Genomic DNA, 26,503 nt, shown 5'->3' on the forward strand with positions numbered 1-26,503 from the left:
GGTGAGGTACCCAACGAAGTTGAAACTTCGCATCGTATACGTTGAAATTCGGGACTTTCATAGAAATAATTATAAGAATAAGAGACATGACGGCTACGAAATCCGAATATAGCCGGTGGTATAGCAAAGTGTTCGTGTTACTGTGGACAAAGGTAGCATGGGAAACGGTGACAGAATTTCGGACACGGACCTAAGCGGCCCGGTGGTCGACCGGCGAACGACGATGAAACTGCTCGGCGCGGCGGGGATGACGAGTTTGGCCGGCTGCTCCGGCGGCGGCGGTGGCGGTGGCGGTGGTGGCGGAACGACCGGCGACGGCGGAACGACCGGCGTCCCCTCGAAGAACCAGCGCGGCGGCCGACTGAAGGCCGGGTGGTTCACCGGGAGCATCGACGTTCTCGACCCCCCGTTCATCAGCGTCGGACAGTACTTTCAGGTGGCCGCGAACGTGTTCAGCGGTCTCGTCACGCTGAAGAAGGACCTCACGATTCGGGGCGACTTGGCGAAAGACTGGCAGGTCCGCGACGGCGGCAAGAAGTTCACGTTCGACCTCCGGAAGGGCGTGAAGTTCCACAACGGGACGGCGTTCACGGCGGACGACGTGAAGTACACCATCAATCGAACCATCTCCGAGGAGGCTCCCGCCGCCTCTAAGCTGGAATCGCTCAAGGCGGTCGACGACGGCGGCGTCGTCGTCAAGGACGACCACACCGTCGAACTCAACTTCAAGGAGCCGATGGCCCCCGCGCTCGTCTACCTCACGCGCGGCCCGGGACGCGCGGCGACCATCGTCAACAAGGAGGCGATCGAGAAGATGGGCGCGAAGAAGTACAAGGTGACGCCCGTCGGCACCGGTCCGTTCCAAGTGAAGTCGCACAAGATCGGATCGGGAATCACGCTCGAAGCGTTCGACGACTACTTCGAGACGGACAGCGAGGGCAACGCCTTACCGTACTTGGACGGCATCGACATCAAGCCGATTCCGGAACCCGCGACGCTCGTGAACGCGCTCCGGAGCGGCGACATCGACTTCGCCAACCTCGTTCCGTTACAGAACGTGAAGAAGGTGGAGTCGGCCAGCGGGGTCTCGAAGCTCGAAGCGCCGGGCATCAACTGGTACGGCTTCGCCATGAACCAGCGCCGGAAGCCGTTCGATTCGAAGAAAGCTCGCCTCGGCATCGCCAAGTCCATCGACAATCAGGCGTTCGTCGACGCGGCGTACTTCGGCAACGCCCTACCCGACACCGGCCCCATCAACAAGGCGACCAACTGGGTGTGGCGCGACGACAAACCGAAAGACCAGAAGTACGACCCGGAGAAGGGGAAGCAGCTCATCGAGGAGGCGGGTGCCAAGGGCGCGTCGTTCCACATCCTGACGACCTCGAGCAGCCTCCGCGGGGCGAAGGCGATGCGCCAGCAGTTGAACCAAGCGGGGTTCAACGTCAGCATCGAACAGGTGACGAGTTCGACTTACTGGGAGCGGTACGAGAAGGGCAACTACGACACCACCATCAGCGGAAGCGTCGGCGACCCCGACCCCGACCAGTCGCTGTGGAACTTCTACCGCAAACCGGACGACGGCGGCGTCTGGAACTGGGTGAACTACACGGACGACAAGACGCACAACCTGCTGGCGAAACAGCGCACGGCGCTCGACAGAAACCAGCGCAAGAAGGTGCTCCAGCAGTTGGAAGACCACCTCATCGCGGAGGTGCCCCACGCGTACCTGATGCACCAGAACGACATCGCCGCGAAACGGTCGAGCGTGAAGGGATTCACCCACATCCCCTTCATGCGGAACTTCCACAGCACGTGGGTCGAGAAATAGATGCGCCGGTACGTCGCAAAACGGTTCGCGCACGCCGCGTTCATCATGTGGTTGGTGGCGACCACGGTGTTCTTCGGTCTCCGACTGATTCCGGGCGGGCCGGTTCGCACAATGCTCGGACAGGAGGCGACTCCAAAAGCGGTGGCGGCGCTCCGCGCGAAACTGGGCCTGAACAGGCCGCTTTACGTCCAGTACGTCGACTGGCTGACGGACATGCTCACGCTGAACTTCGGCGACAGCCTCAGCACGGGCCAGTCCGTCACCACGCTCGTCGGACAGGCCGCGCCGCGAACGCTCTCCATCGCCGTCATCGCCATCGTCGTCGGCCTCGGCATCGCCGTTCCGACGGGAATCGTCAGCGCGACGCGCAAGGGCGAGGGCGTCGACTACGTGGCGACCGTCGCGGCGTTCCTCGGCGTCTCGATGCCGGCCTTCTTCGTCGGCATCCTGCTGGCGCTCGTGTTCGGCGTCTGGCTGAGCGTGCTTCCGGTGTACGCGTACGTCCCCCTGAGCGAGGGGGTGGTGCCGTGGTTCAAACACGTCATCCTCCCCGGCGTCGCGGTCGGCCTCCCGTACGCCGCCGTCGTGATGCGGATGATGCGCTCCTCGTTGTTGGAGGTGCTGAACAAGCCGTACATGCGCACCGCCCGCGCGAAGGGCGTCGGCGGTCGCGTGATGCTGTACAAGCACGCGCTCCAGAACGCGCTCATCCCCGTCGTCACCGTCGCGGGCATTCAACTAGCGCTGGTGCTCGTCGGCAGCGTCACGGTCGAAATCGTCTTCGGCATCCAGGGCCTCGGTCGGCTGCTCGTGGATTCGATGCTCGACAGGAACTACCCGGTGACGCAGGCGGTCATCCTCATCGTCGCCGCCGTGATGGTGTTCACGAACCTCGCGGTGGACCTGGTCTACACGGTCATCGACCCGCGCATCGGCTACGGGGGTGAACGATGACGGAACACGGCGAACCCGGCGTCGGGCCGAACACGCCCGCCGAACCGGGACCGAGCGACGTGCCGCCGGAGTACCGGGAAGAAGAGCGCTACGAGGAGCACAAATCGACCCGCCAGCGACTCGTGGAGGGCATTCTGCGCGACCGGATGGCGCTGTTCGGGGCCGTCGTGGTCGTCCTGTTCGTCCTCACGGCGACGTTCGCGCCGATCGTCGCGCCCCACGACCCCGACGCGACGTTCGGCTTTATGAAGGAACCGAACACGTACTCGGAGGGCAACTACGACCGAGACCCGGGAACCGAGCGCGTCTGGCACCCCCTCGGGACGGATTCGTTCGGCCACGACATCCTCTCGCGCATCATCTACGGCGCGCGCGTCTCGCTGCTGGTCTCGCTGGCGACAGTCGCGGTGGCGTTCTCGCTCGGCACGTCCATCGGCCTGCTCGCCGGCTTCTACGGCGGGTGGATAGACAGCGTGCTGATGCGCTACGTGGACTTCCAGTGGGCGTTTCCCGAACTCATCCTCGGGGTCGGCATCATCGCCATCTCCGGCGGGTTGGGCGTCACGAACGTCGTCATCGCCATCGGAATCGCGTACATCGACGACTTCGCCCGACTGGTCAGGGGCGAGGTGCTCTCGCTCCGCGAGGAGGAGTACGTCACGGCCGCCCGCGCCATCGGGATGACCAACCGGCGCATCATGACCCGCGAGATACTGCCGAACGCCGTCGCACCGCTCATCGTGCAGGCGACGCTGATGATTCCGCTCGCCATCCTCGCGGAGGCGGGCCTGTCGTTCCTCGGGTTGGGCGTCAAGCCGACGACGCCGACGTGGGGTCTCCTACTGTCCGACGGGCGGCAGTTCATCGGCGAGGCGTGGTGGATAAGCGTGATGCCGGGTCTCGCCATCATGATGACGGTGCTCGCGTTCAACATGCTCGGCGACGGCCTGCGCGACAGCTTCGACGTGAGCGAAGGGGAGGTCGAGAGCAGATGACCCTGCTCGAAGTCGACGGTCTCCACACCAGATTCCCGACGCCGAGGGGCACGGTCGACGCGGTGAACGAGGTGGACCTGCGAATCGAGTCGGGCGAAATCGTCGGACTCGTCGGCGAGTCCGGGTCGGGCAAGAGCGTCCTCGCCGAGAGCGTCATGGGCATCGTCGAAGAACCGGGCGAAATCGCGGGGGGCGACATCCGACTCCACGGCGAGTCGCTGCTCGACCTGCCCGAGTCTGAACGCCGCGAGATTCGGGGCGGCACCGTATCGATGGTGTTCCAAGACCCGATGAACAGTCTCAATCCGACGCTGACGGTCGGCGAGCAGATCGCCGAGATGGTTCGGCTCCACCAACCGGTCGGCGAGTCGGTGAGCCTCCCCGCGGAGATAAAGCGAAAAATCGTCGGCGCGGCGAAGAACGGCGAGGCGTGGCGCAAGGCCATCGAGATGCTGGAGAGCGTCGAGATTCCGGAACCCGAGAGCCGGGCGACCGACTACCCCCACGAGTTCTCGGGCGGGATGCGCCAGCGGGCGATGATCGCGATGGCGCTCGCGGCCGAACCCGACCTGCTCATCGCCGACGAGCCGACGACCGCGCTCGACGTGACCATCCAGGCCCAGATTCTGGACGAACTCCGCGACCTGCAGGACGCCTTCGATACGGCCATCCTGCTCATCACGCACGACCTCGCGGTCGTCGCGGAGGTGTGCGACCGCGTGAACGTGATGTACGCCGGGGAGATAGTCGAACGCGCGGAGGCGGACGCGCTGTTCCGCGACCCCCAGCACCCCTACACGCAGGGACTCATCGCCAGCACGCCCCGACTCGACGCGCCCACGGACGAACTCGAGCCCATCGAGGGCAACGTCCCCGACCTCATCGACATTCCCTACGCCTGCCACTTCGCGCCGCGGTGTCCCGAGGCGAAGCGCGAGTGCTACGAGGTTCACCCCGACTTCCGACCGGTTGGGGACTCGGCCCGGTATCCGAACCGACCGCGCGGAGGCGAATCGAACGAGGACCACGTCGCGGCGTGTCTGCGCCGCGGCCCCGAGGAGGAGCGGTTATGAGCATGCAGAAGACGAGACCCGACCGACGCACAGACGAGAAACCGCTGCTCGACGTGCGAGGGCTGAAAAAGCACTTCGACCAGTCGGGGGGCGTCTTCGACAGACTCGTCGGCGACGCGGCCAGCGTCCGTGCCGTCGACGGCGTGAACCTCACCGTCCGCGAGGGCGAGACGCTCGCCGTCGTCGGCGAGTCGGGGTGCGGCAAGAGCACGCTCGGCCGGACGATACTCAACCTGCACGACGCGACGGCGGGGTCGGTGCGCTACCGCGGCGAGGACATCACGGAGCTATCCCAGAAGGAGATGCGGCCCTACCGGCGAAAGCTCCAGATGATATTCCAAGACCCGCTGGCGTCGCTGAACCCGCGACAGACGGTCGGCGAAATCGTCACCGCGCCGATGGAGGTTCACGACGTCGGCGCGGACGACGAGGAACGCCTCGAGCGGGCGAAGGACCTGCTCCGGCGCGTCGGGCTGAAACCGGGGCACGTCGAACGCTACCCCAACCAGTTCTCCGGCGGCCAACAGCAGCGCGTCGGCATCGCGCGGGCGCTCGCGCTGGAACCCGAACTCGTCATCGCCGACGAACCGGTGTCGGCGTTGGACGTGTCCGTGCAGGCCCAGATTCTCAATCTACTCGGCGACCTGCAGGACGAGTTCGGTCTCTCGCTGGTGTTCATCGCCCACAACCTGAGCGTCGTGCGCCACGTCGCCGACCGCGTCGCGGTGATGTACCTCGGCGAAATCGTCGAAACCGCGCCGGTGGAACGGTTGTTCGACGACCCACAGCATCCGTACACCCAGTCGCTGCTCTCGGCGGTTCCGCGCATCGACCCGAGCGACAGGGACGAGCGCATCATCCTCGAAGGGACGGTTCCCTCGCCGATGAATCCGCCCTCGGGCTGCCGGTTTCACACCCGGTGTCCCGTCGTGATTCCGCCCGACGGATGGCTCGGGACGGAGGACGAGTTCCGCGCCGCGTTCGCGTTCCGGAACCGCGTCCTGTCGGGCGAACTCGACCCCGACGCGGCGAGAAATCGACTGCGGGCGGAGGGCCGCGGAACCGACGACGAGAGCGTCGCGTCCTACCTCGTCGAACAGTTGCTTCCGCGCGACCCGGTGGAACTCCCGCCGAACGCCGCCGACGCCGTCCGCGAGGCCGCCGACGCGCTCGCGGCCGAGAACCGGGAGCGGGCGGCGGAGGTGGTCTCGGAGGCGTTCCCGTCCCCCTGCGAGCGCGAAACGCCGCCGGACGTGGAAGCGGCGGACGGCCACGTCGCCGCCTGTCACCGGGTCGAACCGGGCGAATCGGCGTGAGCGATTCGTCAAAACCGCCCGACGTCGTCGGTTCGATGACGTCCCCGGTCGGGGGTGTTACGGCGACAGCGTTCGTCCCCACCCCGTTTTTCAGCACGGGCGGGTATCGCGCTCGGTAACGACCGTTTTACGCCGGGGCGACGAGAGCCACTAAGCCTCATCCTTATCAGCACACGGCGTGTGCGTAGCAGTATGTGTACTTTCCTTTTCGCCTGGCAAGTTTTCTCCGATGCCCCGATCGTCGTCGCAGCCAATCGCGACGAGCGCCTCGACCGTCCGTCGAACCCGCCGAGCATCATCGACGAAGACCCCCGGGTGATCGCGCCACGGGACGTCGAAGCCGGCGGTACGTGGATCGGCTACAACGAACACCGCGTGCTCGTCGCTGTTCTCAATCGATGGACGGACGCCAATCTGCGCGGTGAGCGCTCGCGGGGACTCCTCGTCGCGGACGCCCTCGACTGCGAGTCGACCGAGGAAGCGGCTGCAACCGTCGAACAGTCCACCGACGAATACGAGTACGAAGGATTCAACCTCGTCGTCGCCGACGCGGAGGACTCGCTCCTCTACGAGTGGGACGGAGAGTTGCGAAAGACCGTCTTTAATCCCGGCGTCCACGTCGTAGTGAATATCGGCGGCGATGAGCGTTTCGATATTCCCGAATCACGCCCCGAACTCGGACGCGCGCAGGCAGATAACACTCAACGAGCACGCAACGATCTTCAGCCCGAGACGGACGAGACCGCGGAGGCGTGGCGCGAACGTGCCGCCACGGTGTTGCGGGATCACGACTACGGTTTCTGCGTCCACCACGGACAGTTCGGAACGCGCTCGTCTTCGCTCATCTCGATCTACGACGACGGTACCGTGGACGAGTCGTTCGCCGACGGACCGCCGTGTGAAACCGACTACGAAACCGTAGATGTCTCGCTCTAAGCGCGTCGCCGCGGGCATATTTGACCGGAATCGCTGCCGACGACGAGCGAACCCGTATGCTCGGGGGTGTACCAACCGGTTCGTAGTACATCTCCGGAAACCTCACTCCGATACCTCGACGAGGCGTTGAGCTACTCCGTCCGCCGTCGGTAGTCACGTACGTTCTTCTAACGCGGCAGCTTTTACATTCCGAGTCCGTAGTGAGGCGTATGGGCGACTCAAGTGTCGAGGGAGAGTTTCAGCGGAAAGAGACCAAATTCCGCAACCGGATTCGCGACGCGCCGGAAGCGGAATTCCCGCCCGAAGCCGACCGCTACCACCTCTATATCGCACGACCGTGCCCGTGGGCACACGGCGCTGTCCTCGTGCGCGCGTTGCTCGGCCTCGAGGACGTAATCTCGATGGACGTTCTGGACCCGTACCGGGAGGAGGAAGGGTGGCAATTCTCACCGGACCGCGAGGGCTGCACGCCCGACACGGTGAACGGCGCGGACTATCTCTCGGAAATATATCGGGCGGCTGACTCCTCGTTCTCCGGCCACGTCTCGGTCCCCGTCCTCTGGGACAAACGGCGGGATACTATCGTCAACAACGAGTCTGTCGAGATCATGAAGATGCTCACCGACGCCTTCGAGGAGTATCGAGACCGGTCCGTCGACCTCTATCCCGCGGAACTTCGCGACGAGATCGACCAAGTGGTGGAGGATATCTACGAACCCATCAACAACGGCGTGTACAAGGCGGGCTTCGCTCGGTCACAGGAAGCGTACGACCGCGCGGTCGACGATCTCTTCGAGGCGCTCGACCACTGGGAGAGCGTTCTGGACGAGCGGCGGTATCTCGCAGGGGAGCGGCTTACGCTCGCCGATCTTCGGTTGTTCGCGACGCTCGTCCGTTTCGATCACGTTTACCACACGCACTTCAAGTGTAACGTGAAGCGAGTCGTCGACTACGACAACCTCTGGGGATTCACCCGAGAACTGTACCAACTTCGAGGGGTCCCCGAGACGGTCAACATGGATCACATCAAGGAGCACTACTACACCACGCACACGGACATAAACCCGACACGAATCATCGCGCGCGGTCCCGATCTCGATTTCACCGCACCGCACGACCGCGGCCGTCTGCCCGGCGGACCGCCCGACGCTCTCCGGTGACGGACGCGAGAACTTCGATCGCTCCGAAAAGAACGGCGGGTCGGAGATCGAACGGCACGGTGAAAACCGACTCCGGTCGCTCGATGGGCGCAGGGAGTCCGTTCCGGCACGACGAGCGAACGCTCGCGGGAGTCACCGTTACTGCACGGGAGAACGTTGTTGGTCGCGTTTCTCGCCGACCCCGACGCATCCCTCGCTCGTGGGGAACGTTCGCGCGCTAAACCGGGAACGACCGAAACAGGGGACGCCGTCGGTCACACTGCGTACGAATTTTGCCCCTCGATTCGCGATTTTCCGCGCCGCTATACTTTATCCTTGGCACATGGTATCACACCTCTGGGATTCGGCAATGACATTTGCAGCACATCGCCCGGTCGACGAAAGAGCGGTGGAAGAACTCAAGACCGGATTTCGGGGGGAGGTACTCCAACCGGACGACGACGGCTACGACGAAGCCCGGTCGATTTGGAACGCGATGATCGACCGCCGACCGGCGGTAATCGCGCGGCCAACGGGCTGATACCGGACGCTCGCTCCTCAGTCCGGTCCTTCGAACCGTTCTACTATCGGCGATCGCCAACGGGACTGTTACTCGGCGGGCATCACGCTGTTGAGAGCCGCGGTAAACGGACACTCCGTACCTCGCGTCACCTTTGACGGATAGTTTGTAGAGCCGCTAGGTAGAGTCGCGTATCGGCCACTAGTCAGTCGTCATCTGGGAGCGGTTAGGAGTGATAGATACGGGTGCTTACGTGACGAGCAGTCATCGAATCCTGAACTATCGTCACGTCCCATCGACAGTACGGGAGAAATTCCTACCGTTGATTTTACTTCCATTTCGACTACTACTCCTTCCAGATGAGCCCGTCAATGTGCGCTTGCATCACTTTTTCTTCGTTCTCATTGGAGCACGCGACCGAACTCGTTACGCTGTAGCGGTCTTCTCGTTCGTCGACTGTTTCGTTCGTCCACTCGCATCTGATAGTGTTCCCCGTATAGACCGGTTTGAGGAAGTCGAATTCCATCGTCCGAGCGATGTAGCTCAAATCCCCGCCGATTTTCGTCGGCAACGTTGCTGTAAGTAGTCCCTGAACGACGAGGCGACCCTCTTCGTCAGGTTCGGTGTGAATAGCTTGCTGATCCCCTGAGATCTCACCGAATCGGCGAACATCTTCGTTCGTGAACGTTCGTTCGTAGGTGTGGACATCGCCTTCTTCCGGCGGAAATGACATCGGCACGGGTTCTCTTCACCTCCTATTCCAGCGAATCAGTTAAATCTGCGGCACGGTGCTTTTGCCGACCGGACGCGCGTACGCCGGGTTCGAAGTTCAATTACGCGTCTAAAAACCTTGGTCGGGTGCTAACTGATCGATAGTTGACGGACGATGAACCACCGAGAGTCGATATACGGTGGACTCATAGCGAGGGTGGCAAACGGTCGCGCTGACGATGCGGACGATGGTCGACGGATTTCTACGAGACGTAGCGAGTACGGGAGCCCGCGGCATAGACGAACTCCGATGGACTACCCCGTGCGCCCCGAAGATAGCGTATCGACGCAGCTTCGAGTTCTCGACAAAGAACCGATCGAAACCAACCTACCGCTCGGCGATGTTCGCGCGAAAACGGTCGGGACGAATCGAGATGGCGATGTCGTCGTTTCGTGGGTGAACGATTTCCCCATTCAACGCCGCGACGCGGAGTAACGCGAAGCGGAGGCATCGGTTACCGGGGTAGAAAATGGAAGACGCGCGTCGGTCACGCGCCGACTCGTACCCACGCTCCCGATACGGACAACGATGCTATGTTACTGTGTCCCATAGGGGAACGTGGGGGGAATCATCCTATGGATGAAGCAACACCACCGGATGCGGGTAGTGAAATGGAAACAGTCACGTCAGCAGATGGAACCGCGATCGCCTTCCATCGGACGGGAAGCGGGCCACCGCTCGTGCTCGTGCACGGGAACGGCGATGTTCACGAGTTCTGGGATCTGGCCGGCACCCGTCTCGCCTTCGCGGAGCACTGCACGGTTTATGCGGTCGAGCGTCGTGGTCGCGGCGAGAGCGGCGACGCCGCCGCGTACGAACTGGAACGGGAGGCCGAGGACGTAGCTACGGTCGTCGATGCGATAGACGAACCGGTGACCCTGCTCGGTCATTCCGGGGGAGCCATCTATTCGTTGGAGGCGGCCCTGCGAACGGACAATCTGCGCAATCTCATCCTGAGCGAACCCCCTATCGCGGTCGCCGACCACGAACTCGACGTTGAGGGTCTCGCCGAAATGAAGAGGCTGCTGGACGACGGCGAGAACGAGCGAGCGCTCGTCGTGTTCCTACGAGAAGTCGCCGGGATTTCGCGAGCGGAAATCGACGAACTTCGCTCAGCACCGATATGGCCGGATATGGTGAGGGCAGCCCATACGCTGCCCCGTGAATCGCGTGCGATCGCCGAGTACGAGTTCGACGCGACCCGGTTTGCGGACGTGACCACGCCCACCTTGGTGTTGTCTGGCGGCGAGAGCCCCCAATTCTTCAAGGACGCGGCGGGAGCCGTCGACGAAGCGCTCCCGAATAGCCGGACCACTATCTTCGACGGGCTCGCGCACGAGCCGATGAACACCGCGCCGGACCGCTTCGTCGACGAAGTACTCACGTTCGCCTATGACTCGACCTAACGGTTTAGCGATCGGTCGCCTAGTCGAAAATTCGCTCCTTCGATTCCTCGCTGAACCCGCTACTGGCCTCCTCCGCGGTCTCGTAGACCCGACGAAGCTCGGCTATCGGTTCGTCGTGGGCGTCGACTCGTAAGTCGTGATAGGCGGTCGCCTTCGGCGCTTTCACCCGCACCGCCGCCGAGGTGTGACCGCGCTTGTCGCCGCCGGCCTCCTTTCCTGCCGCGAGCGTCTCGACGAGTCGGGAGACGAGGTCGCCTTCGCTCTCCGCGAACGCTTCGACCAGCGCGTCCAACGTCTCCTCGCCGACCAGCATGTTCCCCGCGACCGTGACGCCGCGCTCCTCGTGAACCCGGTGGCCGAACCAACCGTCGCAGCCGTCGCCGGAGAACGCGTAGGCGTTCCCCCGCGCGTCGAGTCCGTGAACCTGTCTGAGGTCGCTGTGGTCGTCCTGTTCGAGCAGTCCTTCCAGCGCGTCGTCCACGGCGAGGTCGGACAGAAGCGCGACGCCGCGCCTCCCGAGGCGAACGTTGACGAAGCTCTGCGTGCTGATGACGCCGTCGTGGTTGATGCAGGGTGCGAGCGCGCCGACCGCCGGGGCGTCGGTGGCGACCGCCACTCCGAACGCGGTTCCCTCGTCCGTCTCCTCGCGGACGCAGATGGAGAACGTCATGCGTTTCGGATTCGAGCGCTCCCCGATAAGCCCCACACCGGAACTATTCGGCGGGTGTTTTAGGTTCGTTTCCGAGTACGGTACGGTATGCCGAAACCCGACCTGGACCGCTTTACCTCCCGCCGTTCGACCGTCTACGCGCCGAACGGGATCGTCGCCACCAGTCAACCGCTCGCGGCGCGAGCGGGCCTCTCGCTCCTCGAACGAGGCGGCAACGCCTTCGACGCCGCCGTCGCCACCGCCGCGGCGCTCAACGTCGTCGAACCGACGAGCACCGGACTCGGCGGTGACGTGTTCGCGCTCTACCGCACCGCGGACGGCGAGGTCGGCGCGATGCGGAGTTGCGGCGGCGCGCCGAGCGAGGCGACCGTCGAGAACGTCCGCTCCTCGGTGGCGAATCGGGACGATTCCTCGAAGTGGTATCCGAGCAATCGGGGCTACGCGGTCGACGAGGAGGCGACCGACGACTTCGAGATGCCGTTTCTCGGCCCCCACGCCGTGACCGTCCCGGGCACCGCGCGCGGGTGGGAAGCCACGGTACGGCGGTTGGGCCGCCTGTCGCTTCGCGACGCGCTGCGGCCGGCTATCGAGTACGCGACGGACGGCTACCCCGTTTCGGAGGTCATCGCGTCCCACTGGACGGGAGCGGAAACCCTCTTCGAGACCGACAACGCCCGTGAGGCGTACCTGAAGGACGGACGCGCCCCCGGCGTCGGCGAGTCGATGGCGCTCCCCCGCCTCGGCGAGAGCCTCCGGAAGATTTCTGAGGAAGGGGCCGACGTCGTGTACGAGGGCGACATCGCCGAGCAGATCGCCGAGGAGGTGCAGTCGCACGGCGGCTTCATGACGGTGGACGACCTCGCGGCCTTCGAACCCGAGTTCCTCGACCCGGTTTCGACGACGTACGGCGGGGCCGAAATCTTCGAACTGCCGCCGAACAATCAGGGTCTCATCGCGCTGGAGGCGCTCAACATCGCCGAGGAACTCGGCGCGGGCGACCACCCCGTCGACTCGCCGGAGCGCATCCACTACTTCGCGGAGGCGATGAAACTCGCCTTCCACGACGGTCACCGCTACATCACCGACCCGGAGTTCGAGGACGTTCCGCCGCTCGCGTCCGAGGGGTGGGCGCGCGACCGAGCGGCGGGCGTCGGCGAGACGGCGAACCACGACGTGAGCTTCGGCGTCCCCGACGCGAACGCGGAGGACGCGGACACCGTCCTGCTCTGCGTCGCCGACGACGAGGGCAACGTCGTCTCCTACATCAACTCCCGGTTCGCCGGATTCGGGTCGGGGCTGGTGGCGGGCGACACCGGCATCGCCCTCCAGAATCGCGGGGCGTCGTTCTCGCTCGACCCCGACCACCCGAACCGCCTCGAACCCGGAAAGCGCCCGTTCCACACCCTGATTCCCGCGCTCGCTCGATTCGACGCGGACGATTGGGCCGCCTTCGGCGTGATGGGCGGATACATGCAACCGCAGGGTCACGTCCAACTCGTCTCGAACGTCGTGGACTACGACATGCCCCTACAGGCCGCCCTCGACCGTCCGCGGTGGCGCTATCGGGAGGACGGCTCGCTCGGAATCGAAGGTCGAATGGACGGCAACCTCTCGACGAAACTCGCGCGAAAGGGTCACGACGTGCGCGTGCTTCCGCCGTCGCTCTTCGGCGGCGCTCAGATGGCGAGAAACGACGGCGGCGTCCTCTCCGGCGCGACGGAACCGAGAAAAGACGGGACGGCCGTCGGGTACTGAACCGCCGACTACCCGGCTAGGGTTCGTTTCAGTCTTCTTCGGTCTCGTCGCCCGCTTCGTTCTCTTCGTCCTCTTCGGGTTCCGTCTCCGGCTCCCCCGCTTCGCTCCCCCTCGCGTCGTCGATCTCGATCTCCATCGGCCCCTCGTCGGCGCGTCCGAGGTCTTCGAGTTCCTCGTGCAGGTCGGGTTGGCTCCCGCGACGCCGCCCGGCGAAGTAGCCGGCGACGAACGAGAACCCCATCAGTACGAGCGTTCGAAGTCCCGACCCCGAACTACCGTTCTCCGACTCGCGTTCCGCGACTGTCGTGTCGTCCGACATGGTGTTTCGTTTGCGAGAGAGTGACTTTTCCGTTGTGGTCGGCGAAGGAGGCGGTCTCTCGGACGGCGAAACGCCGAGACTCCGTCTCATCGTCGAACTGGTGGAAAAACCGAAGTCGGGCCGGGTACCCCCCGAATTCCCGAAACTCGCTTAGACTTCCGCGTCGGCTTCGACCGCCGCGTCGCTTTCGGTCTCCGCGGACGACCCGGACTCCTGCATCTCGCGGAGTTCGCTTTCGACTTCCTGCCGTCCTTTCTTGAACTCGCCCATGGCCTCGCCGGTCGAGCGCGCGAGTTTCGGAATCTTGTTTGCACCGAAGAGGAGCACCGCGATGAGCAGAATCACCGCGAGCTCCATCCCACCGGGAAGCGGCCCGAACAGCGGTATCATTTCAACTACCATCTGTGGTAAATCATCATAGGTGGTTATTTATAGGCTTTTTGCTCCGTGACACTGATTGACACATCATCGCCCCGGCCGCTGCGTTCGGCGGTCCGTCGCGCCGATTCAGACGTCCCGGGTTTCGCCGCGGCGTTCCACGAACCGGACCACCGCCTCGGTTCCCCGGAAGCCGTCGGCCATCCGCCCGACGAGTTCGCCGTCCTCGAACAGCAGGAGGGTCGGGACGCTTCGGATGTCGTACCGCTCCACGAGCGAGAGGTCGTCGCCGGGGTTCACCATCGCGACCGTGGCCTCGGTCGCGCGCGCCACGTTGCCGACCACCGGTTCGATGGCCCGACAGAGCGCACAGCCCTTCGTGTAGCAATCGACCAACACGAGGTCGCGTTCCGCGACGACGCGGTCGAGTTCGTCGCCGTCCTCGACTCGAAGCGGCTTCTCGAAGCGGTCGCTCACGCTTCGGCGTCGGTCTTCGACGCATTTGGGAGGTTCGCTTTCGTCCGGCGGACGGGTCGTTCGACCGAAGAAACGGAACCGATCCGGGGTTATCGCGGCCGTTCAGGCGTGTCGTTCGATTTCAGCCCGTAGCTTCTCCGCCATCTCGCTCTTCCCCTCGTTCGCGAACGAGAGCCGGGTCATCCGCTCGTCCAAGTCGGCCATCTCGGAGAGGAGACCTCCGCGACGATCAACTTCGAGGTTTACGTCGAGTCGGTCTTCCGACTCGCTGGGGACGATTTCGAGTTCGTCCAGCTTTCCGGAGAACGGACCGGAGCGCGGAACGAACTCCATCTCCTGAACGAACCGCTGGCCGGAGAACAGGCCGCCGGGTGCCGCCTCGCACTTGGCGGTTCGGAGCGTGAACCCGAGCGAGTCGAGGGCGTCGAAGAGGGAGGCGAGCCGCGGCCCGGGGTCGACCTGCACCGGATCCTTATCGTCGGGGTCGACCGCCCAGTCGATGTCGAGACCGGTTTCGAGCCAAACGTTCGTGCGCCCGACCGTGACGGGCGCGTCGATGGGGACGTCGACGGTGATGGGGAACGTCTTCTCCTCGTCGGGGCCGATGGTGAACGGCTCCGCGACCTGGAACTTGTCAATGACGCCCGTCCTGGTGCTGTCGTCCGTCTCGTACCGAGTCAGCAGCGCGAAGTAGATGGCGTCCACTTCCTGTTCGGTCGAGCCGCCCTCGACGTGAACCTCGGCTTCGACCGACTCGCCGGCGGTCAGCGTGGTCTTCGGGAGGATGGTGTCGACGCGGGCGGCACCGATTCCGACGCGGGAGAGAATTCGTTTCATCTCGACGGTCATTTCGTTCATTTGCGACATAAGTTTTCCCACCGCGTCGCGCTATCGTTCGACACGATTTTGTATCCCGGCCGCGCGCGTTGTGGCGGATGATCGCCCCCGAATCCGCCGCCCGCGAGCACGTCCTCGACGCGCACGAGGAGACCGTCGCCTCGGTTCTCCGGTGCGCCGACCAGGTCGCCGGAACGTGGCGCGCCGACGCCGCGACCGACCGCGAAGCGGTCGTCGAACCCTTTTCGCGTCGACTGCGCGACGCGGGCGCGATGGCCCGTCTTCCGGACGTTCTCTCGGGAGCGGTGTCCGCCGCCGGATTCTCGATGCGGGCGACGCCGGTTCCCGCCCCGCCGTACGTCGTCGTGACCGGTCGCGGGCCGATGCTCCGCGCGACCGTCTCGACGGGTCGCCTGGTCGTCTTGCTCCGCGCGTTCGACGTGATTCGCGAGGGGGAGACGCGCTACGTGCGCGGGCCGGACGACCCCCGCGACGCGGTTTCGGTCGACTTCTCGGAGACGAAATAAATTGTAACGACCGACGACCATCCGTACAAAAATCAAATACCTCGGCCAGAAATTTAATGCGCGGGTGACGGTATCGTCGTTCCATGGCACCGAGTACTAGACGACGGGTTCTCGCGAGCGCGGGTGCGCTCCTCTCGGTCGGCGTCGCCGGCGGAGACACCGCCTCCGAGGACGCTCGCTCCGAACCGCTCTCCGACGCGTCGCGTCCGAACGCCCCGCGAAATCGGACCTCGGCGCGCGAATCGCAGGTCGAAACGGTCGCCGCAAATCTCGAAGTGCCGTGGGGTACCGACGTTTCCTCCGACGGAACGCTCTACTTCACGGAGCGTCCGGGGCGCGTCAACCGCCTCGGCTCCGACGGGGTCGAGCTGCTCGCCGAAATCGACGATACGCACGCCGTCGGCGAGGGCGGTCTGCTCGGCCTCGCGCTCCATCCGGAGTTCCCGGCCGCGCCGTTCCTGTACCTCTTCCAGACCTACGAGGACGACGGAATCGTACAGCGCATCCTCCGATACCGCCTCTCCGGCGGCGAGTTGGAGCGCGAGGCCGTCGTCTTCGACGGCATCCCCGGCGCGGAGCGACACACGGGCGGTCGTCTCGCGTTCGGCCCGGACGGCGACCTCTACGCCTCGGTCGGCGACGCAGACGAGCCCGAGAAGGCGCAGAATCCCGAGACGCTCCACGGGTCGATTCTGCGACTCGAAGCGGACGGGTCGGTTCCCGACTGCCGCGGGCCGGTGTTCAGCTACGGCCATCGGAATCCGGAAGGCCTCGCGTTCCACCCCGCCACGGGTGCGCTGTACAGCACGGAACACGGCCCCGACGAGGACGACGAGATAAACGTCCTCGAAGCCGGGAACAACTACGGATGGCCGGTCGCGACCGGGGAGAGCGACGACCCGTCGTTCACCGACCCCCTCGCGACGTACACGCCGACCATCGCGCCCGCGAGCGCGGCGTTCCACGACGGCGCGTTCTACTTCGGAGCGCTCGCGGGCGAACACCTCCACCGGGTCGAGTTCGGGCCCGACGGCCGAACCGTCGAGTCCGACGAACGGCTGTTCGAGGGCGAGTTCGGGCGCGTCCGGAGCGTCGTCGACGGTTCCGATGGGCTCTACTTCGTCACGAGCAACCGGGACGGGCGGGGAACGCCGGCGAACGCCGACGACAGGATACTCCGGTGGACGCCTTAAGGCGGTTCGACGCCGACGGTTCCCGCCGCCCCGCCCGCCAGCGCGCCCTCCAGCGCGAACAGGAGCCCCGCCAGCGCGGGGAGCACGACGGCGAGTTGGGCGTCGTACGTCGCGGCCAGTTCCGACGGGATGCCGCTCGTCGCGATTAAGTAGTTCAGCCCCCAGAACGCGCCGACTTCGCTTCCGGGCGTCGTCATGGTGTGGCGGAGGACGACCGCGAACACGCCGCCGCCGACCGCGCTCGCCAACAGGCCGTGGAGGAGGCCGTCGCGCCAGTCGCCGCCCGCGAACCACCCGGCGGTGTACCCTCCCGCCAGCCCCGTCATCAGGAGCGCCAGCGCCGCGGTCACTCGAACGCTTCGGGGAAGCGGGATGGTCGCACCGACGAGCACCGCGAGGAGTTGTATCAGCACGCCCGCGCCGACCGCTTCGAGACGCATACTCCGCGTTCGGTGCGTGACGCGGGAAGATGTTTCGGCTCTCCGCTCCCCGCTTCGACTCCCACCCTTAAGCCGTTGCTCGGCGTATCGCGCTCGTGGCACAGGAACTCGCGGAGGGAGTCTGGTTGCTCGAACTCTCGGTTCCCGTCGTCGGAGCGAACGCCTTTCTGGTGGACGACGGCGAGGTGACCCTCGTAGATGCGGGCCTGCCTCGTCGGGGACTGCGCCGCGAACTTCGGGACGCCGGGTACGGCCCGGGGGCCGTCGACCGCGCGCTCGTCACCCACTACGACGTAGACCACGTCGGCGGTCTCGGGGACCTCCCGGACCTCGACGCGCCCGTCTTCGTCGGCGAGCGCGACGCGGCCCTCCTCTCCGGCGCGTACGACCCGCCGCTGTTCCACCACAAGGGGGCGTTCCATCGCCTCTCTCGCGCGCTCGTGCCGATTCCCGCCCACCTCGACGTGCGCCCGCTCGAAGACGGTGCGCGGGTCGGCGGATTCACGGCCTACCACACCCCCGGGCACAATCCGGGCCACACGGCGTACGTCCACGACGACCTCGGCGTCGGCCTCCTCGGCGACCTCGCCTGGGAACGCGGCGGCGCGCTGACGCCGCCGAAGTGGTGGGATTCGTACGACACGCGCGAGATTCGACGGAGCATCCGACGATTCGCTCGCTCGGTTCCCTCCGTCGAGGTGCTCTGCATGGGTCACGGAACGCCGATTCGCGCCGGAGGCTCGGAGGCGCTCTCGGCGCTCGCGAGCCGGGTGTGACGAGCTTCGGTCACGTCACGCTAGCAACCGTTTCTTTCGCTCGCCTCACCCTCGGATTTCGCCCGAAAGAGACAATACGCCTACACAATAATCACTATCCCGTGGGTCGAATCACGACACGAAGTGGAATGGGGATACGATATTTCGCCACCGGAGCGACCGGCGCGTCGGGAAGTGCCGCCGTCGAACGACCGCTCGAATCGAATCGGGACGACCGATTCGACACCGTCGCGCGGTTTCGGGGGGTCGAGCGGTGACGGCGCTCTGGAATCGCCGCTCCCGTGCGGTGTTCGCCGCGATAACGCTGGGGTTCGGCGGGTACGCGTTCGCCGCCGTGGTCGTCCTGATCGCCGCGCTCGCGCTCGTCGCGGTCGGCGTTCCCGTCCTCGACCAGCCCTCGCTCCTCGTCGCCGTCTCGGTGGTGATGGGGCAGGGCGTCGCGTTCGGCCTGTTCGCGCTGGCGTACCTCCGGTACACCGGACGAGGTCTCGACTTCGTCAAGATGCGCGTCCCGACGCTTCCCGATATCGGCTGGGTCGTCGGCGGGTTCGTCGTCTTCTACGGCGGTCTCATCGCGGTGTCGATAGTGCTCGCCACCTTCGGAATCCAGTCCGCGCAGAACGAACTCACGAGACTCGGCGAACAGGACCCGCGGGTCTTCTTGCTCCTGATTCCGCTCTCGTTCCTGCTCATCGGACCGGGCGAGGAACTGCTCTACAGGGGCGTCGTGCAGGAGCGACTCCGCGAGTCGTTCGGGCGCTGGCCCGCCATCGCGCTGGCGAGCCTCATCTTCGCGGTCGTCCACGTCTTCTCCCTCCAGGGCGCGGGAAAACTCGTCTACCTCGGCATCCTCGTCATCCTCTCGCCGATCCTCGGCGCGGCCTACGAGTACACTCGAAACCTCGTCGTCCCGGCGCTCATCCACGGCGCGTTCAACGCCCTCCAGTTCGGACTGGCCTACCTGATGGTGACCGGTCAGCTTCCGTCGTGAGGGACCCGATTCTATCGGTACCGCCGCGGCGCTACTCGCTTCGCTTCCACCGTCGAACCTGAAACTCCGCGTATCCGCCGTAGGCGACTTCGAGCGAGCCCATCCACCAGTTCCACTTCTCGGGAAGGAGGTGGTCGTCCGGCGCGTCGCGCAGGTGCGACACGACCGCCTCCGCGGACAGTTCGACGCCCGCGTCGGCGCGGTACCGACCGGAATCGGCGAGGTCGCGCGCCTGCCGGACGACCACCCGGCGCTCGCCGTCCGGCGCGTCGAACGCCTCGCGCAATCGTCGGTCGAGTTCGGTCGCGTCCATTTAATACCGTGCTCCCCGTCGAACCACCCATGCCGACCGTCTTCGCCGTGGACGAGTACGAAGCACAGGAGTACGACGCCGTGCTCGTACAAGAACACGCCGTCGTCTGCCTTAACGATGACCCGCCGCTCGCGCGCGTCATCCCCTTCGAGAAGATGAACCACGTCGACGCCGACCCCGACCTGCTCCTCACCGACTCGGAAGTCCCCGATTCGTTCTTCGGCGGCGCAGAATACGCCTTCGTGGACGTGTCGAAATTCGACCGAATCCAGCGCCATCTTGAGGATATCGAGCGAGAACAGTACTGACACCCGGGTTTAATTCTCTATAATAAATTATTTTTCACTGTCGTTTATACACTTTCGATAACGTTCACATGTATGAATAATTTAGTTAATTAGAATTTCATTAGCAAAATAATAGTACGTGGACCATGAACCGAAACCGAATCGCAGTCCAGTTGGAACGGCATCCGAAACTAATCGGCTTCTTCTTCGCGGTCGCGCTGCTCATGGCGCAGGTCGGTAGTGTCGCTGCTAACGTCGCCGAAACTTGCCAGGGTCCTTAATTATATATTTCCCGTAAGCAATTCATCACTCCAGCGAAGCTCTTCTCTAAACTCGACTGGTATCGTTTCGAGCGAAAAGTAATCTTGTAACTCGGATGTAGTGACTTCGAAGGTGCCGATCTCTCCTGACGTCAAGTATCTCGTATTATCCTCCGTGATGTGCGTCGCCAGCAACGATCCAAGGCCAAAGTGGGGAAGCGGATGCGTTCGAATTGTAATCGAAAAGTATCCTTCCTCGATCTGTTCGACACGAGGATACGTTACTGAACCACTTTCGTTCTGCACTAGCATCATCCCACCGTCTCCGACCGTAATGTACCGGTAGCCGGTCGACACCTGGTCCTGGGCTATCGAGAGCGCGACTCGAAGCGGGAATCCGCAGTTCAACAGCCGAGCGAGCGGTTTCCCGACCTTCGTCGCGATTCGGTTCGCCACCTCCGAGAGCGTGACGACGCCGCCGAAGCTTCCGGCGTCGACCAGCGCCTCGCCCTGCTCGTAGGAGCGACAGGCGTTCAGGAGGAAGGCTTTCACCCGCACGTCGGAGAGCGTCCGGGCGTCGAGGTAGCCGTCGGAGCAGCGCATCCCGTTGATATCGACGTGGCCGATGTAGTGCAGGAAGTCCGAGGGTGCGGCGAGCAGTTCCCGCAGTTCGTCGGTCGTGAGGTCGTAGTGGAGGTTCACGTCGAACTGGAGCAGGTCGCGCAGGCCGTAGTGCTCGACCACCGCGCCCTCCTCCTGCATCGCCTCGTCGTTGCAGACGACGTGAATCTCGATGTGCTCCTTCTGGGCGGGTTCGCGCTCCAGTCGCCTGCGCTGGGAGGCCGCCGTGACCTTGTTCGCGCCGAGGGGATATCCGTCGCCGACCCACGCGTGTTCGACCGTCTCCGTCGGGTCGGGCTTGAAGATGTTCTCCACCACCTCCTGTTCGCCCGCGCTCCGAACGAAGTCGTCGTCCGCGGCGTGAGCGTCGCGGAAGAACTCCTTTTGGGCTTCGAGCGTCGGTACGACGTTCATCTCCGCGGGGTTCGGCGGGCAGCGCACGAGCGCGAGGTCGTTGGCGACGAACGGGAGGACGTTACAGTGCTCGGGAATCGGCGTCACGTCGGTCGTCAGGTTCCACTCCGGAACGTGGCTCCGAATCGTCTCGAACGGTACCGAGAGGTAGGTTTCGAGTCGCGCCGGAAGCGACGCGTCGTACAACTCGCCGAAGTCCACGTCCACCAACGGTTCGACCTGCCGACGCTCGTGCAGGTCCACCTGATAGTACCCTTCCGTCCGGGTCAGGCAGTCGAAGAAGAAGGACTGTTGGAGCGCCCTGTGAACCGTCGTCTCGTACCCGTCCGGTCCGTCGAGGTCGTACTCGAACCCGTCCGCGACGAGGCGCGGCGACCCGCCGGGAACGAGTTCAGCCCCGAGGTAGTACGCGAGCGGCGCGGCGGGGTAGACGTACTCTCGCTCCGGCGGGAGCACCAGTTCGACCCCGGTGTCGGGTCGGACGAGTCCGTCCGGCGCATCGAACTCGTCGTCCAGTTCCACGAGCGGGGGGTGGCCGCGGAGGGTGGGGAACGACCGCTCGGAGCTCGTCGTCTTCAGCGCCGACCCGAACAGCGACACCGCGCGCATCACGTCGCGCACGTCCTCGGTCGTCCGGATGGTGCCCGCCGGGCGTTCGTGGAACGACCGCGTGCCGACTCGCACGGCGACGGTGTCGTCGAACGACAGCATCACGGCCTGTTCGCCGTGTTCGATGGTGAGCGCGCTCTCGATGGCCAGGTACAGCTTCATCGGAGCCGTCGTCAGTTCGAGCAGGTACGCGTCCGGCGCGAGGTGGGTGTCCGTGCGCGCCGCGTTGTCCGTGACGAACGTCCCCGTCTGCGTCCGAACGAAGACGTTCCCCAACTTCGGAATCTCCACGCCGCTCGTCTCGACGGTGACGGCCGCGTCCACCGGAAAGTAGAACTCCTCGGGCTCCGTTTCCCGGGGCGTCACGTCGTCGTCGGTGTACAGCGCGAACCGGGCGTTCTCTATCGGGTCCGTTATCAGCAGACCGGCCCGGTCGGGGTGAGCGATGACCTGTGGGTGCATGCTATAGCTTGGTCCAGATGGTCGTGATGTCGTGTTGCGGAACGTGCCATCTCTGTTCCGCGGCCAGCGTATCGCGCTTTCGCAGTTCGATTCTCGCGTCGAACAGCGGCGCTAGCTCCTGGACCGCCGCCGAATCGTCCGGCAACGGTAGGTGGACGTGTCCCATGCCGCGAACCCCGCGGACGAGCGCGGCGATCGTCCGGAGGAACCGCTCCGTCGGGGAGAGGTCGTTCGATTCCAGCAGGTACTCCAGCGAGTCGATGCTAATCCTGAGTTCGGCGGGGTCGAGTCCCCCCGCGACGTCGTCGAAGTAGCCCACCGCTTGCACGAGTTCCTGTCTGAGGCGGTTGAGTTCGCTCCCCTCGTCGGCCTTCGGGAGTTCGACGTCGTCCGCGGTCGACGGTATCGCTCGGTCGATTCCGCGCGGGTCGATTATCCACACGTCCGGGGCGTTCCGCTCAACCCCCGGCGGCAGGCAATCGTCGATGTGTTCCGACGTGGCGTCGGTGAACGCGAGCAGACGCTTGCGGCCGCGATTCGGGTCTCCGAGCAACCGCTTCGTCGCCTTCGCCGTGACGTGTTCCGGCACCTCTCCCGTTACCAACAGGGTACAGCCCTGTCGTTTTAACTTCCGTAACGCGGCGTCGAGGTCTCGTACCCCGTCGCTTCGATTCTGAGCCCGCGCGAATGACATCCTTACTGGTAATTAGAGCAATAATGATAAAGTTCTTACTACTACTACTTTCGTCGAAATAGGCGTTCGCGGTCCCGGCGCGCCGGGGACCGGGTCTCTCCGCCGCGTCGGACGACTCCGCCGACGCGGCGAATCACCCCGTGAGCGCTCGTTCGATACCCCTCTCGATTCGCTCGGCGTCCGGGAGATACGCGCCTTCCCGGGCGAAGAAGGGGTACGGTACGTCGTATCCCGTTACGCGCTGGACCGGCGATTCGAGGTAGTAGAACGCCTCGTCGTTGATTCGGGCGACGATTTCGGCCCCGACGCCCAGCGTTCGCGGCGCTTCGTGGACCACGACGCAGCGCCCCGTCTTCCGCACCGACGCGACGATGGTGTCCGAATCGAGCGGCGAGACGGTTCGGGGGTCGACGACTTCGACGCTCGCGTCCGTCCGCGCCGCCGCGTCCAGCGCCGCCCGGCGCATCGACCCCCACGCGACGAGGGTCACGTCGTCGCCCGACCGCACGACCTCCGCCTCGCCGAGGGGCACGACGTGGTCGCCGTCGGGAACCGACTCGCGCATCGCGCGGTAGAGCCGAGTCGGTTCGAAGAACACGACGGGGTCGGGGTCTCGTATCGAGGCCGTCAACAGTCCCTTCGCGTCCGCCGGGGTCGACGGAACGACCACCTTGAGACCGGGTACGTGCGCGAACCCCGCCTCGAAGCTCTCGGAGTGGTGTTCGAGCGCCCGAATGCCGCCGCCGTAGGGCGTCCGAACCGTCATCTGGCAGTTGTACCGGCCGCGGGTGCGACTGCGAATCCGCGCGGCGTGCTGCTGTAACTGGTGAAACCCCTGGTAGATGAAACTCTGAAACTGTATCTCGGGTACCGGGTTCATCCCCGCCGCCGCGAGTCCGACGCCCGTTCCGATGATCGCCGACTCGGCCAGCGGAAAGTCGTGTACCCGCTCGGGGAACTCGTCGATGAGGTCCTGCGTCGCCCGGAAGACGCCGCCGTCGACGCCGACGTCCTCGCCGTAGACGATCATCGTCTCGTCGCGCTCCATCTCCTCGCGCAGGGTCGTCCGAATCGCCTCCACGAGGCGCAGTTCACTCGCCACGCTCGAACGCCTCCCGCTGTCGCTGGATGGTCGGCGGCGTCTCCGCGAAGACGAACTCGAACATGTCGGCGTACTCCACGGTCGCCTCACGCACCGCCTCGATGGCGTCGGCGAGTTCCTCCTCGATTTCGGCGTCGATTTCCTCGACGTCGTCCTCGGAGAGGACGCCCTCGCTTTCGAGGTACCGCTCGAAGCGCAGGATGGGGTCGAACGTCTCCCACTCGCGTTCCTCGTCCTCGGTCCGGTAGATGGACGGGTCGTCCGCCGTCGTGTGCATCGACCGCCGGTAGGTCATCGCCTCCACGAAGACGGGGTCGCCGCGCCGCGCGCTCTCGACGGCGTCGGCGACGACCGAGTAGACCCCCAACGCGTCGTTCCCGTCGACCTGCACGCCTTCGATACCCGCGGCTATTGCCTTCTGCGCCAGCGTCTCGGCGCGGGTCTGTTTCGTCCGCGGCGTCGAGATGGCGTACTGGTTGTTCTGGCAGACGAAGACGACCTGCGCGTCGAGCGCGCCCGCGACGTTCGTCGCCTCGTACACGTCTCCCTCGCTCGTCGCCCCGTCGCCGAAGAACGTGAGCGCGACGGCGTCCTCCCCGCGAATCGTCTCCCCCCAGCCGATTCCCGCGGCGTGGAGCGCCTGGCTCCCGACCGGAATCGACGGCGGCAGTTCGCGGTGTCCCTCCGGAATCTCCGCCCCCTCTTCCATCCCCATCGCGTACCTGAGAATCGCCTCGGGAGGTATCCCCCTCGCGAGAAACGCGGCCTGCTCGCGGAACGAGGGGACCAGCCAGTCCCGCTCGGCGAGCGCGACGGCGCTCGCCACCTGCGTTCCCTCCTGCCCGATGCCCGGCGCGTACGTTCCGATTTCCCCGCGACGCTGGAGGGCGATGGCTCGCTCGTCCAGTCGCCGCGCGCGCTTCATCTGTCGGTACATCTCCCGAAGCCGGTCGTCGCCGACGTCTGGCACGAAATCCGTATCGACCGTCCCCTCCGCGTCTAGCGCTTGGACGAAATCGACCTCGAACTCCGCGACCCGATTTCGCGGCATGACACCGTCGTACGACGGCCTCCCACTTAGGTCGAACTGTCGCCTCCGCCCTCGTTGCCCTCTCCCTCGGTCGGGGGAATCAAATCGGCACCGTCGCCGTTCTTCCCGTCTTCTCCCTTCTCGCCCTCGTCTCCCGCTCCGACGCCGGCGTCTTCCGTCCCGTCCTCCCCCCCGGTCCCTCCGCTTCCGACTCCTCCGCTCCCCCTTTCGGCCGGTTCGTCCGATTCGACGGCGCCGGGTGCTTCCTCCGTTCCGTCGTCCGTCCCGGACGCCTCCCCCCGTCCGGAAGGCGTCGAAATCGGCTCGCCCCGCATCAGTTTCGGGAGGACGACGCGGCCGAACTGGACGAGCAGGACGAGCAACAGCGGGCCGAGGAAGATGCCGTACCAGCCGAACAACAGCGGCCCGAAGATGTACGCGAACAGCATCAGTCCGACGTGCAGTTGGCGGTCGCCCAGGTACGGTCGAACGGCGACTTCGGTCACGCGGTCGACGACGACCGCCAAGACGAGGACGACCGCGAGCGGAAACCAGAGCAAGGCGACCCCCCGGCCGAGCGCGCGGGCGGCGAGGTACGCCGTCACCGGGAGGTAGACGAGTTTCGTCCCGACGACCGGGACGAGGCTGGCGATACCCGTGAGCAGGCCGAGCAGCGTCGGGAGGGGGACGGAGAGTCCCGGCGGCGCGACGAAGTCGGCGACGTTGAACGCCACGGCGGCGACGAGCGCGACGACGAACGCCCGCAGGATGCTCCCGAAGTACACCGTGCGGAGGTTGCTATCGACCGCCGCCGCGTAGGCGTATGCGGTGCTCCGCTCGTCGGCGATGTCGCGGACGAACCACCGGGCGAGCCTATCGTCGTCTCTGAGGAGGTAGAACGCGAGCGCCAGCGCGACGAACAACTGCAGGAGCGCGTTTCCGAACGCGCTCGCCACGTTCACGACGCGACCGAGCAGCTCCGGGCCGCCGAGGCGAACCCACTCGTCCCGGTTCTCGCGGACGAAATCGAACACCCGCTCCGGGCGCAACCGCAGCGAGGAGAGGTCGAGGTAGGGTCGGAGGACGCCCTCGTACTCCGCCAGCGATTCGCCCGCGATGGCGGCGACCTCCGACGCGCTGACCGCGACGGCGAAGGCGACGAGGACGACGACGGGGAGCGCCACCGCCAGCAGGGCGGCGGCCGCGGCCACGCTCGGATAGCCGAGTCGCCGCGCCGCCCGCTCGTACACCGGCCGCGTCGCGTAGTACATGAACAGGCCGAGCACGACCGTTCCGACGAACGAGTAGAGCACGAACAGCACCGCGATACCCAAGACGCCTCCGACGACCCACCACGCGAGACGCGACCGACTCCGCGGCAGTCCCAGTTCCCCGCCCATACCCTCCGT

The 26,503-nt window shown here is 65.2% G+C and carries 30 protein-coding genes; 17 read left to right on the top strand and 13 right to left on the bottom strand.

Annotated features, from left to right (window positions below):
* The first annotated feature begins 157 nt into the window (after positions 1 to 157).
* The 8 genes from LIX00_RS20980 to LIX00_RS21015 all read left to right on the top strand — a co-directional run bounded on the left by LIX00_RS20980 (position 158) and on the right by LIX00_RS21015 (position 8,782).
* Positions 158 to 1,828 carry an ABC transporter substrate-binding protein gene (locus LIX00_RS20980; RefSeq protein WP_227356989.1) on the top strand — a complete coding sequence of 557 codons (1,671 nt, stop codon included), beginning with the start codon at positions 158 to 160 and terminating at the stop codon, positions 1,826 to 1,828.
* Entirely contained in the window at positions 1,829 to 2,782 is a 954-nt protein-coding gene (locus LIX00_RS20985; RefSeq protein WP_227356990.1) for an ABC transporter permease, read from the top strand.
* Complete coding sequence (locus LIX00_RS20990) at positions 2,779 to 3,777, top strand: ABC transporter permease (protein ID WP_227356991.1); 999 nt, start codon at positions 2,779 to 2,781, stop codon at positions 3,775 to 3,777. The genes LIX00_RS20985 and LIX00_RS20990 overlap by 4 nt, the downstream gene beginning before the upstream one ends.
* On the top strand, positions 3,774 to 4,850 hold the full coding sequence (locus LIX00_RS20995; RefSeq protein WP_227356992.1) for an ABC transporter ATP-binding protein: 1,077 nt from the start codon (positions 3,774 to 3,776) through the stop codon (positions 4,848 to 4,850). Before LIX00_RS20990 ends, LIX00_RS20995 begins: the two co-directional genes overlap by 4 nt.
* Positions 4,847 to 6,166, top strand: a complete 1,320-nt coding sequence (locus tag LIX00_RS21000) for an ABC transporter ATP-binding protein (RefSeq protein WP_227356993.1) — start codon at positions 4,847 to 4,849, stop codon at positions 6,164 to 6,166. The genes LIX00_RS20995 and LIX00_RS21000 overlap by 4 nt, the downstream gene beginning before the upstream one ends.
* A 192-nt stretch (positions 6,167 to 6,358) precedes the next feature.
* Positions 6,359 to 7,102, top strand: coding sequence for an NRDE family protein (locus LIX00_RS21005; RefSeq protein ID WP_227356994.1), 744 nt, complete (start codon positions 6,359 to 6,361; stop codon positions 7,100 to 7,102).
* Positions 7,103 to 7,311: 209 nt separating this feature from the next.
* The gene (locus tag LIX00_RS21010) at positions 7,312 to 8,262 is read left to right on the top strand and encodes a glutathione S-transferase family protein (RefSeq protein WP_227356995.1); all 951 of its coding nucleotides are present in this window, start codon (positions 7,312 to 7,314) and stop codon (positions 8,260 to 8,262) included.
* A 388-nt stretch (positions 8,263 to 8,650) separates the two neighbouring features.
* Positions 8,651 to 8,782, top strand: a complete 132-nt coding sequence (locus LIX00_RS21015; RefSeq protein ID WP_368410786.1) for a hypothetical protein — start codon at positions 8,651 to 8,653, stop codon at positions 8,780 to 8,782.
* 325 nt (positions 8,783 to 9,107) lie between these two features.
* Here the strand turns inward: LIX00_RS21015 and LIX00_RS21020 are convergent, their stop codons facing one another.
* Positions 9,108 to 9,494 carry a MaoC/PaaZ C-terminal domain-containing protein gene (locus LIX00_RS21020; RefSeq protein WP_227356996.1) on the bottom strand — a complete coding sequence of 129 codons (387 nt, stop codon included), beginning with the start codon at positions 9,492 to 9,494 and terminating at the stop codon, positions 9,108 to 9,110.
* A 719-nt stretch (positions 9,495 to 10,213) separates the two neighbouring features.
* Between LIX00_RS21020 and LIX00_RS21025 the strand changes: the two genes are divergently transcribed.
* Positions 10,214 to 10,939, top strand: a complete 726-nt coding sequence (locus LIX00_RS21025) for an alpha/beta fold hydrolase (RefSeq protein ID WP_255679370.1) — start codon at positions 10,214 to 10,216, stop codon at positions 10,937 to 10,939.
* A gap of 19 nt (positions 10,940 to 10,958) precedes the next feature.
* Here LIX00_RS21025 and LIX00_RS21030 read toward each other — a convergent pair whose 3' ends face one another.
* Positions 10,959 to 11,609, bottom strand: a complete 651-nt coding sequence (locus tag LIX00_RS21030; RefSeq protein ID WP_227356997.1) for a DUF1028 domain-containing protein — start codon at positions 11,607 to 11,609, stop codon at positions 10,959 to 10,961.
* Positions 11,610 to 11,696: 87 nt separating this feature from the next.
* Between LIX00_RS21030 and LIX00_RS21035 the strand changes: the two genes are divergently transcribed.
* Positions 11,697 to 13,364, top strand: coding sequence for a gamma-glutamyltransferase family protein (locus LIX00_RS21035; protein WP_227356998.1), 1,668 nt, complete (start codon positions 11,697 to 11,699; stop codon positions 13,362 to 13,364).
* Between the two features lie 28 nt (positions 13,365 to 13,392).
* On the opposite strand, the gene LIX00_RS21040 is transcribed toward LIX00_RS21035, so the two are convergent.
* The 4 genes from LIX00_RS21040 to LIX00_RS21055 form a co-directional block, all read right to left on the bottom strand.
* Entirely contained in the window at positions 13,393 to 13,683 is a 291-nt protein-coding gene (locus LIX00_RS21040; RefSeq protein ID WP_227356999.1) for a hypothetical protein, read from the bottom strand.
* A gap of 150 nt (positions 13,684 to 13,833) precedes the next feature.
* A complete protein-coding gene (locus LIX00_RS21045; RefSeq protein WP_227357000.1) occupies positions 13,834 to 14,085 on the bottom strand; it encodes a Sec-independent protein translocase subunit TatA/TatB in 252 nt (83 codons plus the stop codon).
* 105 nt (positions 14,086 to 14,190) lie between these two features.
* Complete coding sequence (locus LIX00_RS21050) at positions 14,191 to 14,538, bottom strand: thioredoxin family protein (protein WP_227357001.1); 348 nt, start codon at positions 14,536 to 14,538, stop codon at positions 14,191 to 14,193.
* Positions 14,539 to 14,640: 102 nt separating this feature from the next.
* A complete protein-coding gene (locus LIX00_RS21055) occupies positions 14,641 to 15,375 on the bottom strand; it encodes a sporulation protein (protein WP_227357002.1) in 735 nt (244 codons plus the stop codon).
* A gap of 98 nt (positions 15,376 to 15,473) precedes the next feature.
* On the opposite strand from LIX00_RS21055, the gene LIX00_RS21060 reads away from it, so the two are divergent.
* Together LIX00_RS21060 and LIX00_RS21065 are read left to right on the top strand one after the other, a co-directional pair.
* Positions 15,474 to 15,902, top strand: a complete 429-nt coding sequence (locus LIX00_RS21060; protein ID WP_227357003.1) for a DUF7988 family protein — start codon at positions 15,474 to 15,476, stop codon at positions 15,900 to 15,902.
* A gap of 83 nt (positions 15,903 to 15,985) precedes the next feature.
* Complete coding sequence (locus LIX00_RS21065) at positions 15,986 to 17,095, top strand: PQQ-dependent sugar dehydrogenase (protein WP_227357004.1); 1,110 nt, start codon at positions 15,986 to 15,988, stop codon at positions 17,093 to 17,095.
* Here LIX00_RS21065 and LIX00_RS21070 read toward each other — a convergent pair.
* Positions 17,092 to 17,535 carry a hypothetical protein gene (locus LIX00_RS21070; protein ID WP_227357005.1) on the bottom strand — a complete coding sequence of 148 codons (444 nt, stop codon included), beginning with the start codon at positions 17,533 to 17,535 and terminating at the stop codon, positions 17,092 to 17,094. The two genes, LIX00_RS21065 and LIX00_RS21070, sit on opposite strands and share 4 nt — an antisense overlap.
* 95 nt (positions 17,536 to 17,630) lie before the next feature.
* Here LIX00_RS21070 and LIX00_RS21075 point away from each other — a divergent pair, with 95 nt between their 5' ends.
* From LIX00_RS21075 to LIX00_RS21080, 3 genes are all read left to right on the top strand, one after another.
* Positions 17,631 to 18,311: an MBL fold metallo-hydrolase gene (locus LIX00_RS21075; protein WP_227357006.1), complete on the top strand. Its 681-nt coding sequence runs from the start codon at positions 17,631 to 17,633 to the stop codon at positions 18,309 to 18,311.
* 128 nt (positions 18,312 to 18,439) lie between these two features.
* Complete coding sequence (locus tag LIX00_RS26020; RefSeq protein WP_255679371.1) at positions 18,440 to 18,568, top strand: hypothetical protein; 129 nt, start codon at positions 18,440 to 18,442, stop codon at positions 18,566 to 18,568.
* Positions 18,565 to 19,302 carry a CPBP family intramembrane glutamic endopeptidase gene (locus tag LIX00_RS21080; RefSeq protein WP_227357007.1) on the top strand — a complete coding sequence of 246 codons (738 nt, stop codon included), beginning with the start codon at positions 18,565 to 18,567 and terminating at the stop codon, positions 19,300 to 19,302. The genes LIX00_RS26020 and LIX00_RS21080 overlap by 4 nt, the downstream gene beginning before the upstream one ends.
* 31 nt (positions 19,303 to 19,333) lie before the next feature.
* Here the strand turns inward: LIX00_RS21080 and LIX00_RS21085 are convergent, their stop codons facing one another.
* Complete coding sequence (locus LIX00_RS21085) at positions 19,334 to 19,615, bottom strand: WNWW family protein (RefSeq protein WP_227357008.1); 282 nt, start codon at positions 19,613 to 19,615, stop codon at positions 19,334 to 19,336.
* Positions 19,616 to 19,644: 29 nt separating this feature from the next.
* On the opposite strand from LIX00_RS21085, the gene LIX00_RS21090 reads away from it, so the two are divergent.
* Both LIX00_RS21090 and LIX00_RS26395 read left to right on the top strand, forming a co-directional pair.
* Positions 19,645 to 19,923, top strand: a complete 279-nt coding sequence (locus tag LIX00_RS21090) for a hypothetical protein (RefSeq protein WP_227357009.1) — start codon at positions 19,645 to 19,647, stop codon at positions 19,921 to 19,923.
* A 125-nt stretch (positions 19,924 to 20,048) separates the two neighbouring features.
* Positions 20,049 to 20,183, top strand: a complete 135-nt coding sequence (locus LIX00_RS26395) for a DUF7503 family protein (protein ID WP_438267114.1) — start codon at positions 20,049 to 20,051, stop codon at positions 20,181 to 20,183.
* Here LIX00_RS26395 and LIX00_RS21095 read toward each other — a convergent pair whose 3' ends face one another.
* The 5 genes from LIX00_RS21095 to LIX00_RS21115 all read right to left on the bottom strand — a co-directional run bounded on the left by LIX00_RS21095 (position 20,184) and on the right by LIX00_RS21115 (position 26,494).
* Positions 20,184 to 22,268 carry a caspase family protein gene (locus tag LIX00_RS21095; protein ID WP_227357010.1) on the bottom strand — a complete coding sequence of 695 codons (2,085 nt, stop codon included), beginning with the start codon at positions 22,266 to 22,268 and terminating at the stop codon, positions 20,184 to 20,186. It abuts the gene before it with no gap.
* 1 nt (position 22,269) lies between these two features.
* Positions 22,270 to 22,962 carry a DUF7504 family protein gene (locus tag LIX00_RS21100; protein ID WP_227357011.1) on the bottom strand — a complete coding sequence of 231 codons (693 nt, stop codon included), beginning with the start codon at positions 22,960 to 22,962 and terminating at the stop codon, positions 22,270 to 22,272.
* A 133-nt stretch (positions 22,963 to 23,095) separates the two neighbouring features.
* Positions 23,096 to 24,064: an alpha-ketoacid dehydrogenase subunit beta gene (locus LIX00_RS21105; RefSeq protein WP_227357012.1), complete on the bottom strand. Its 969-nt coding sequence runs from the start codon at positions 24,062 to 24,064 to the stop codon at positions 23,096 to 23,098.
* The gene (pdhA, locus tag LIX00_RS21110; protein ID WP_227357013.1) at positions 24,054 to 25,115 is read right to left on the bottom strand and encodes a pyruvate dehydrogenase (acetyl-transferring) E1 component subunit alpha; all 1,062 of its coding nucleotides are present in this window, start codon (positions 25,113 to 25,115) and stop codon (positions 24,054 to 24,056) included. The genes LIX00_RS21105 and pdhA overlap by 11 nt, the downstream gene beginning before the upstream one ends.
* A gap of 26 nt (positions 25,116 to 25,141) precedes the next feature.
* Entirely contained in the window at positions 25,142 to 26,494 is a 1,353-nt protein-coding gene (locus tag LIX00_RS21115; protein ID WP_227357014.1) for an AI-2E family transporter, read from the bottom strand.
* Positions 26,495 to 26,503 lie beyond the last annotated feature (9 nt).

This window comes from Haladaptatus salinisoli (assembly GCF_020614375.1).
In the GTDB taxonomy this organism is placed as follows: domain Archaea; phylum Halobacteriota; class Halobacteria; order Halobacteriales; family Haladaptataceae; genus Haladaptatus; species Haladaptatus salinisoli.

What these genes read in the sequence shown, in the direction of transcription:
- LIX00_RS20980 (WP_227356989.1), top strand. Translation starts at nt 158, where the DNA reads ATGGGAAACGGTGACAGAATTTCGGACACGGACCTAAGCGGCCCGGTG.
- LIX00_RS20985 (WP_227356990.1), top strand. Translation starts at nt 1,829, where the DNA reads ATGCGCCGGTACGTCGCAAAACGGTTCGCGCACGCCGCGTTCATCATG.
- LIX00_RS20990 (WP_227356991.1), top strand. Translation starts at nt 2,779, where the DNA reads ATGACGGAACACGGCGAACCCGGCGTCGGGCCGAACACGCCCGCCGAA.
- LIX00_RS20995 (WP_227356992.1), top strand. Translation starts at nt 3,774, where the DNA reads ATGACCCTGCTCGAAGTCGACGGTCTCCACACCAGATTCCCGACGCCG.
- LIX00_RS21000 (WP_227356993.1), top strand. Translation starts at nt 4,847, where the DNA reads ATGAGCATGCAGAAGACGAGACCCGACCGACGCACAGACGAGAAACCG.
- LIX00_RS21005 (WP_227356994.1), top strand. Translation starts at nt 6,359, where the DNA reads ATGTGTACTTTCCTTTTCGCCTGGCAAGTTTTCTCCGATGCCCCGATC.
- LIX00_RS21010 (WP_227356995.1), top strand. Translation starts at nt 7,312, where the DNA reads ATGGGCGACTCAAGTGTCGAGGGAGAGTTTCAGCGGAAAGAGACCAAA.
- LIX00_RS21020 (WP_227356996.1), bottom strand. Translation starts at nt 9,494, where the DNA reads ATGTCATTTCCGCCGGAAGAAGGCGATGTCCACACCTACGAACGAACG.
- LIX00_RS21030 (WP_227356997.1), bottom strand. Translation starts at nt 11,609, where the DNA reads ATGACGTTCTCCATCTGCGTCCGCGAGGAGACGGACGAGGGAACCGCG.
- LIX00_RS21035 (WP_227356998.1), top strand. Translation starts at nt 11,697, where the DNA reads ATGCCGAAACCCGACCTGGACCGCTTTACCTCCCGCCGTTCGACCGTC.
- LIX00_RS21040 (WP_227356999.1), bottom strand. Translation starts at nt 13,683, where the DNA reads ATGTCGGACGACACGACAGTCGCGGAACGCGAGTCGGAGAACGGTAGT.
- LIX00_RS21045 (WP_227357000.1), bottom strand. Translation starts at nt 14,085, where the DNA reads ATGGTAGTTGAAATGATACCGCTGTTCGGGCCGCTTCCCGGTGGGATG.
- LIX00_RS21055 (WP_227357002.1), bottom strand. Translation starts at nt 15,375, where the DNA reads ATGAAACGAATTCTCTCCCGCGTCGGAATCGGTGCCGCCCGCGTCGAC.
- LIX00_RS21060 (WP_227357003.1), top strand. Translation starts at nt 15,474, where the DNA reads ATGATCGCCCCCGAATCCGCCGCCCGCGAGCACGTCCTCGACGCGCAC.
- LIX00_RS21065 (WP_227357004.1), top strand. Translation starts at nt 15,986, where the DNA reads ATGGCACCGAGTACTAGACGACGGGTTCTCGCGAGCGCGGGTGCGCTC.
- LIX00_RS21070 (WP_227357005.1), bottom strand. Translation starts at nt 17,535, where the DNA reads ATGCGTCTCGAAGCGGTCGGCGCGGGCGTGCTGATACAACTCCTCGCG.
- LIX00_RS26020 (WP_255679371.1), top strand. Translation starts at nt 18,440, where the DNA reads ATGGGGATACGATATTTCGCCACCGGAGCGACCGGCGCGTCGGGAAGT.
- LIX00_RS21085 (WP_227357008.1), bottom strand. Translation starts at nt 19,615, where the DNA reads ATGGACGCGACCGAACTCGACCGACGATTGCGCGAGGCGTTCGACGCG.
- LIX00_RS21090 (WP_227357009.1), top strand. Translation starts at nt 19,645, where the DNA reads ATGCCGACCGTCTTCGCCGTGGACGAGTACGAAGCACAGGAGTACGAC.
- LIX00_RS26395 (WP_438267114.1), top strand. Translation starts at nt 20,049, where the DNA reads ATGAACCGAAACCGAATCGCAGTCCAGTTGGAACGGCATCCGAAACTA.
- LIX00_RS21095 (WP_227357010.1), bottom strand. Translation starts at nt 22,268, where the DNA reads ATGCACCCACAGGTCATCGCTCACCCCGACCGGGCCGGTCTGCTGATA.
- LIX00_RS21100 (WP_227357011.1), bottom strand. Translation starts at nt 22,962, where the DNA reads ATGTCATTCGCGCGGGCTCAGAATCGAAGCGACGGGGTACGAGACCTC.
- pdhA (WP_227357013.1), bottom strand. Translation starts at nt 25,115, where the DNA reads ATGCCGCGAAATCGGGTCGCGGAGTTCGAGGTCGATTTCGTCCAAGCG.
- LIX00_RS21115 (WP_227357014.1), bottom strand. Translation starts at nt 26,494, where the DNA reads ATGGGCGGGGAACTGGGACTGCCGCGGAGTCGGTCGCGTCTCGCGTGG.